Here is a 6,548-nt window from a genome sequence, read left to right as displayed (position 1 = left end):
CGCGTGGACGCGCAGCGTTTGCGCGGCCGAGGTAGAGGATTTCTTCGGTGTGGTCGTCGAACACCGCCAAGTAGTGCCGGGAGTGGCCGGCCAGGCGGATCAGGTCGCGCACCGGGATCCGGTTGCCGCCGCCGGTGTGGGCCCAGCCGGCGGCGCGTTCGAGCTCGCTGAGCGTGGCGGTGGCCACGATGCCGGCGGGTACGCCGGCGACCCGGCCCAGGCGGCCGGAGGCGATCGCGTCGCCGAGGGCGCGGGTCAGCGCGTCGTGGTGGCGTTGGCCGGGGGTGCGATCGTCGCGGCCGGTGACCGCGTCGTCATGGGGCACATTCTGGCCGGGGGCGGCGTATTTGGCGGCGATCACATCCCACAGGGCGCGGGCTTCGGGGGTGAGCCAGCCCTCGATGCGGCTCATCCCGTCGGCCTGCTGGCGGCCCACCCGGAGGTGGCGACGGCGTCGCAGGGTCTGGTGGTCGGGTTCGGTGCCGTCCTGGTCGATGAACCCCAACAGGGTCTCGGCGACCTGCTTGAACTGATCCGGACGCAACTCGATCGCGTGGGTGACGAGGTCGCGTTCGTAGTCGTCGCGGCGCGCGGCTGACACCCACACCGGCAGCTTCCGGATGAAGTCCTGGATGACCCGCACATGCTCAACCCCGATGTCGCCGCGGGCCACCGCGGGGCGGTATGCGCCAACTCGGTCTGCACGCGTTCCCCGTGAATCGTGTAGCGCGGGCCGAGTTGGGTGGCGTCGGTGATCCGGTTGCGGGCGTCGGTGGGGGTGATGCGTAGGTGGTTGGCCAACACCTCCCGGATCGAGGTGGCGCCCAACGCGTGGGGGTCGGCGCCGATCAGGCGTGCGGTCAGCCGGTGCTCCACGGCCGGCACCGCCCAGACGGCTTGTTTGATGCGGTCGAGTTCGCCCACCACCTGCGGATCGGTCAGGTCGTCAAGCGAGGCGGTGTGCAGGTCGGCGACCGCCGCCCGCAGACGGTCGACCGCTGCGCTGAAGTCCCCATCCATGCCTCGAACACTAGTTCGAAGGTCCGACACATATCCCGCCTCAGCGGCGAGCGTGCGCACACTGCTGTGACATCACGGCGCACCCTCGCGGAAAGGGGGAGGGAGTGGGGAGCGGGGGCTAATGCCGGTCGGTGGCGGCGGCGATCACGGTCTTCGCGATCTGGCGGCCGGTCGTGGACCGCCGGCGGCGGTTGTCGCGCAGTCGCATGGCGAGTTCCCCGGTGAGCACCACCAGCACCGACTCGGCCAGCCGGTCGGGATCGGCGCAGGGGAGCCGGGAAGCCAACTGCCGCAACCGTTCTCGGAGGTAGTCCGTGTCGCGTCCCACGGCCTCGGCGATCTCCGCCGGAGGGTCGGCATATTCCGCGGCGGTACCGAGGAAGGCGCACCACCGCGCTCCGTCCGGCCGCCGGGCGAAGTCGTCCACCGCGTCGAAGACCGCCAGCAGTCGCTCCTCGTCGTCGGCCACTGCGGCGATGGCGTGGTCCCACACCTCGCGCCACCGCTCGTGGCGACGCTCCAGGGCGGCCGCGATCAGCGCCTCCTTGCTCCGGTAGGCGCGGTACAGCGTGGCCGCCGACACGCCCGCCCTGGCGAGGACCGCATCCACCGGCGTGGATTCGATTCCGCGGGAGAACACCAGGTCATCGACTGCGTCGAGCAGTTTGTCCTCGGAGCTCTTGCGCACCGGCATGGTCATCAGCCTAAACTCGGAAAGGTGAAACGATCGTTTTCGTTTGTCGGCGGCCGCGAGGCCCTCGTCATCGCCTTCGGGACCAGCTTCATCGCCGCGGCCTACGGCCTGGTGCGGTTGGCCTATGGGTTGTTCCTTCCCGACATCCAGGCCGATCTGGGTCTGTCTGCGGCGGTGGCCGGTTACATCTCGTCGGCGTCGTCTCTGTTCTACTGCGTCGCTGCCGCAGTCGGTTTCGCGCTGGGGAACCGGCTCCCACGGCCCCTGATCGTGACGGCGGCGGCAACGGCGTGCGTCGGGGTGTGGGGTATGTCCGCCGCCCACGACATCCTGGCCTTCGGCGTCTTCGCCGTGCTCAGCTCCGCCTGTGCGGGTATCGCCTCGCCGGCCATGGTGAGCATCGTCGCCCGCAACATCGAGCCTCGCCGGGTCGACGGCGCTCAGGCCATGGTCAACGGGGGTACCGGACCGGGCCTGGTCGTCGCGGGCGTGCTCGCGCTGCTGCTCCTGCCACAGTGGCGTCTCACCTGGGTCGTGATCGGCGCAGTGACCGCGGCGTGCGCCGCGGCGTTGCTCGCGGTGGACCGACCCGCACGGAGCTCAACGCCGGACCGCCCGCGCAGGCCCTCGACCGGATGGCTCAGGCGCCACGCCACGGCCATCGCCGCCGCGGTGCTCATGGGCGCCGCATCCAGTGCGGTGTGGACCTACGGCCGGAGTCTGCTCGTCGAGACGGGCGCCGTCTCCCAGCGCGGCACGATCGCCGCGTGGATCGTGCTCGGCCTCGGCTCGGCCGCGGTGATCGTCACCGCCACACCGCTGGCGAAGCTGACACCCGTGACCGCGTGGACGTCGACGTGCACGGTGATGACCGGCGCCGTCCTGCTCCTCGCGGCCGTCCCCGACGTCACACCCGCCGCACTACTGGGCTGCTTCGCCTTCGGCTGGGGGTTCACCGCCGCCACCTCCTCACTCATCCTGTGGACCACCGCGATCGATCCCGCGAACGCCGCGGCGGGCACCGCGCTGTTGTTCGTCGCGCTGATGTTCGGACAGGCCGTCGGCGCCACTGTTCTGGGCGCCGTCATCACCGGCACGGGGTTCGCACCGGCGTTCGCCGTGGCGGCGGCACTGTCGGCGGTGTCGATCGCCGTCGCGGAGTACGGGCGGCGCCGCAACGCGGCCGAAAGCTCCGAGCCCGCGGTGACCGTCGCATGATGCGCCCTAAAAGACGCCCTGACCTGGGCTGATCATGCCCCGGACGGACGGCGCGGAGGTAGTTTGAAGCCCATGCCGCTGCGTTACGTCGATCCGTACAAGAAGCACAGCCGCTGGTACACGGCCATCGAGAGCTTCAGCCGGTCGCGCGCGGGGCAGTACCTCGCCCACCACCTCTTCTCCCGCGTCGACCCGTGGCTGTACCGCGCGAGCGGCGGCCGCTATCCGGCGGTCCTCGGAGGGCCGTCCACCGCACCGCTGCTCACCACGGGCGCGAAGACGGGTCAGCCCCGGGTGCACCAGATCACCTACTTCCACGACGGTCCGGACCCGATCGTGACCGCCTCGAATTACGGCGGAACGCGACATCCGCAGTGGTACCACAACCTGACAGCGCACCCCGAATGCGAACTGGGCGACGAGAAGTTCGTCGCCACCGAGATCACCGACCCGGATGACTACGCACGTGTCTACGGGCTCGCCGAGCAGGTCTACGCCGGTTGGAGTGACTACCGCGCCAAGACGGACCCGATCGGCCGTCACATCCCGGTATTCCGGCTCACACCGCGTTAGGGGTCCCGTCGATCCTGCGCGACTACCGTGGCCGGTATGGGCACTCTCCGAGTCGGCGTGATCGTCCCGTCCCCCCCGTTCAACGGTATGGACGGTGACGCCGGCCTCGACATCGACCTCATGACGGCGATCGCCGACGCGATCGGGGAGACGGCGCAGTTCGTCCCCTCCGACCGCGCGACGGTCTTCGACGCCCTGGCCGCCGGCGACCTCGACTGCGTCGCAGGTGTCACCGTCACCGACGAGCGGGAACGCCGGGCCGCCTTCGCCCCGCCCTACCTCATCACCGGACAGGCCATCGCCGTCGACACCGCCCGGCTGCCCCACGTGCACGCCGTCGAGGACCTGGCGGGCCTGACCCTCGCCGTGGAGCGGGACAACCCGGCCCGGCAGGTCGCCGAAGGCGCCGAGAGGATCGAGCCCTACGACGACGTGACCACCGCGCTGTCGGACCTGTCGGCCGGCCGGTGTGACGCCGTCATGGCGCTCGGGCCGACGCTGACCGAACTGACCAAGGAGCTCCCGGGCGTCGACGTCGTCCAGAAGGGGCTGTCCGTCGAGAACGTCGCCGTCGCCGTCGCTGCGCACGACCAACAGTTGCTGAGCCGCATCAGCGTGGCGCAGGCCGAGTTGGAGGACGCGGGCACGCTGCAACAGATCCGCCGTAAATGGCTGGGCAATCCGTACGCCGACCAGAGCCTGGCCGTGCACTGACCAGCCCGCGCGTCCGAAATCCGGCCCCACTAGGCTGGCGGGCGAGCAATTCACCGCCAGGCAGACAGGGGAGATCCACGTGACCATCCGGGTAGGCGTCAACGGCTTCGGCCGCATCGGCCGCAACTTCTTCCGGGCGTTGGCCGCCCAGAAGCTCGAGGGCAAGAACACCGATGTCGAGATCGTGGCGGTCAACGACCTCACCGACAACGAGACCCTCGCCCACCTGCTGAAGTTCGACTCGATCCTCGGCCGGTTGCCGTTCGACGTCTCCGTCGACGGCGAGACCATCAACGTGGGCGGTGACGCGCTCAAGGGTCTGTCGATCAAGGAGGGCCCGTCGGCGCTGCCCTGGGGTGACCTGGGTGTCGACGTCGTCGTCGAGTCGACCGGCATCTTCACCAAGCGCGACAAGGCCCAGGGCCATCTGGACGCCGGTGCCAAGAAGGTCATCATCTCCGCGCCGGCCAGCGACGAGGACATCACGATCGTGCTGGGCGTCAACGACGACAAGTACGACGGCAGCCAGAACATCATCTCCAACGCGTCGTGCACCACGAACTGCCTCGGGCCGCTGGCCAAGGTCCTCAACGACGAGTTCGGCATCGTCAAGGGCCTGATGACGACGATCCACGCCTACACCCAGGACCAGAACCTGCAGGACGGCCCGCACAAGGATCTGCGCCGCGCCCGCGCCGCCGCGATCAACATCGTGCCGACCTCGACCGGCGCCGCCAAGGCCATCGGCCTGGTGCTGCCCGAGCTGAAGGGCAAGCTGGACGGCTACGCGCTGCGCGTGCCGATCCCCACGGGTTCGGTCACCGACCTGACCGCCGAGCTGGCCAAGCCGGGCACCGTCGACGAGATCAACGCCGCGATGAAGGCCGCCGCCGAGGGACCGCTCAAGGGCATCCTGAAGTACTACGACGCGCCGATCGTCTCCAGCGACATCGTCACCGACCCGCACAGCTCGCTGTACGACGCGGGCCTGACCAAGGTGATCGACAACCAGGCCAAGGTCGTCTCCTGGTACGACAACGAGTGGGGCTACTCGAACCGCCTCGTGGACCTGGTCGCGCTCGTCGGCAAGTCCCTGTAGCCAGATGGCCGTCAAGACGCTCGACGATCTCCTGAACGACGGCGACAGGGATATTGCGGGGAGGGGCGTCTTGGTTCGCTCCGACCTCAACGTCCCCCTCGACGACGACGGTGCGATCACCGATCCCGGCCGCATCATCGCCTCGGTGCCGACGTTGAAGGCGCTCGCCGATGCCGGCGCGAAGGTGGTCGTCACCGCCCACCTCGGGCGGCCGAAGGGCGGACCGGACCCGAAGTACTCGCTCAAGCCGGTCGCCGCCGCGCTCGGTGACCGCCTCGGGCGCCACGTCCAGCTCGCGGGCGATGTGGTCGGCACCGACGCGCTGGCCCGCGCCGAGGGGCTCACCGACGGTGACGTCCTGCTGCTGGAGAACATCCGGTTCGACCCGCGCGAGACCAGCAAGGACGACGACGAGCGCCGGGCGCTGGCCAAGGCGCTGGTCGAACTCGTCGGGGACGACGGCGCTTTCGTCTCCGACGGCTTCGGCGTGGTGCACCGCAAGCAGGCCTCCGTGTACGACATCGCGACACTGCTGCCGCACTACGCGGGCACGCTGGTGGCCGCCGAGGTCAAGGTGCTCGAACAGCTCACCAGCTCGACCGACCGCCCCTACGCGGTGGTGCTGGGCGGCTCCAAGGTCTCCGACAAGCTGGCGGTGATCGAATCGCTGGCCAAGAAGGCCGACAGCCTCGTGATCGGCGGCGGGATGTGCTTCACCTTCCTTGTCTCCCAAGGCGTCTCGGTCGGCAAGTCGCTGGTGCAGCCGGAGATGGTCGACACCTGCCGTGAACTGCTCGACACCTACGGCGACGTGATCCACCTACCCGTCGACATCGTCGCGGCGCCGGAGTTCTCCGCCGACGCCGCACCGGAAACCGTTGCGGCAGATCGCATCCCGGAAGACAAGATGGGCCTCGACATCGGCCCTGAGTCGGTGAAGCGGTTCGCCAATCTGCTCTCGAACGCCAAGACGGTGTTCTGGAACGGCCCGATGGGCGTGTTCGAGTTCCCCGCGTTCGCAGCGGGCACCAAGGGGGTCGCCGAGGCGATCATCGGTGCGACGAGCAAGGGCGCGTTCAGCGTCGTCGGCGGCGGCGACAGTGCCGCGGCCGTCCGCCAACTCGGCCTGCCCGAGGACGGCTTCTCCCACATCTCCACCGGCGGCGGTGCGTCGCTGGAATACCTCGAGGGCAAGGAACTGCCCGGCATCCACGTACTGGAGTCCTAGAC

Annotated in this window: 7 protein-coding genes and 1 pseudogene; 5 read left to right on the top strand and 3 right to left on the bottom strand. The window is 69.5% G+C overall.

The genetic code is table 11. The annotated features are described in order from the left end of the window. The 3 genes and pseudogenes from AU196_RS13505 to AU196_RS13500 all read right to left on the bottom strand — a co-directional run. On the bottom strand, nt 1-673 hold a 673-nt coding region (locus tag AU196_RS13505; protein ID WP_353647246.1), incomplete at its 3' end, for a DUF222 domain-containing protein. Nucleotides 674-738: 65 nt separating this feature from the next. Beyond that, a pseudogene (locus tag AU196_RS26345) lies at nt 739-1,020 on the bottom strand (HNH endonuclease signature motif containing protein); the annotation flags it as partial. A 118-nt stretch (nt 1,021-1,138) separates the two neighbouring features. Further along, complete coding sequence (locus AU196_RS13500) at nt 1,139-1,714, bottom strand: TetR/AcrR family transcriptional regulator (protein ID WP_059095589.1); 576 nt, start codon at nt 1,712-1,714, stop codon at nt 1,139-1,141. Nucleotides 1,715-1,738: 24 nt separating this feature from the next. On the opposite strand from AU196_RS13500, the gene AU196_RS13495 reads away from it, so the two are divergent. From AU196_RS13495 to AU196_RS13475, 5 genes are all read left to right on the top strand, one after another. After that, nucleotides 1,739-2,932: an MFS transporter gene (locus AU196_RS13495; protein WP_059095582.1), complete on the top strand. Its 1,194-nt coding sequence runs from the start codon at nt 1,739-1,741 to the stop codon at nt 2,930-2,932. A gap of 72 nt (nt 2,933-3,004) precedes the next feature. Beyond that, a complete protein-coding gene (locus tag AU196_RS13490) occupies nt 3,005-3,505 on the top strand; it encodes a nitroreductase/quinone reductase family protein (RefSeq protein ID WP_059095581.1) in 501 nt (166 codons plus the stop codon). Nucleotides 3,506-3,541: 36 nt separating this feature from the next. Continuing rightward, the gene (locus AU196_RS13485) at nt 3,542-4,219 is read left to right on the top strand and encodes an ABC transporter substrate-binding protein (RefSeq protein WP_059095580.1); all 678 of its coding nucleotides are present in this window, start codon (nt 3,542-3,544) and stop codon (nt 4,217-4,219) included. A gap of 79 nt (nt 4,220-4,298) precedes the next feature. Further along, nucleotides 4,299-5,318 carry a type I glyceraldehyde-3-phosphate dehydrogenase gene (gap, locus tag AU196_RS13480; RefSeq protein WP_059095579.1) on the top strand — a complete coding sequence of 340 codons (1,020 nt, stop codon included), beginning with the start codon at nt 4,299-4,301 and terminating at the stop codon, nt 5,316-5,318. A 4-nt stretch (nt 5,319-5,322) separates the two neighbouring features. After that, nucleotides 5,323-6,546 (top strand): phosphoglycerate kinase, encoded by a 1,224-nt coding sequence (locus AU196_RS13475; protein WP_059095578.1) that lies wholly within the window; start codon nt 5,323-5,325, stop codon nt 6,544-6,546. The last annotated feature ends 2 nt before the right edge of the window (nt 6,547-6,548 follow it).

The organism is Mycobacterium sp. IS-1742 (assembly GCF_001500125.1).
Lineage (GTDB): Bacteria > Actinomycetota > Actinomycetes > Mycobacteriales > Mycobacteriaceae > Mycobacterium.
Note: the sequence above shows the minus strand (reverse complement) of the source record. Positions and strands in the feature narration are given on the sequence as shown.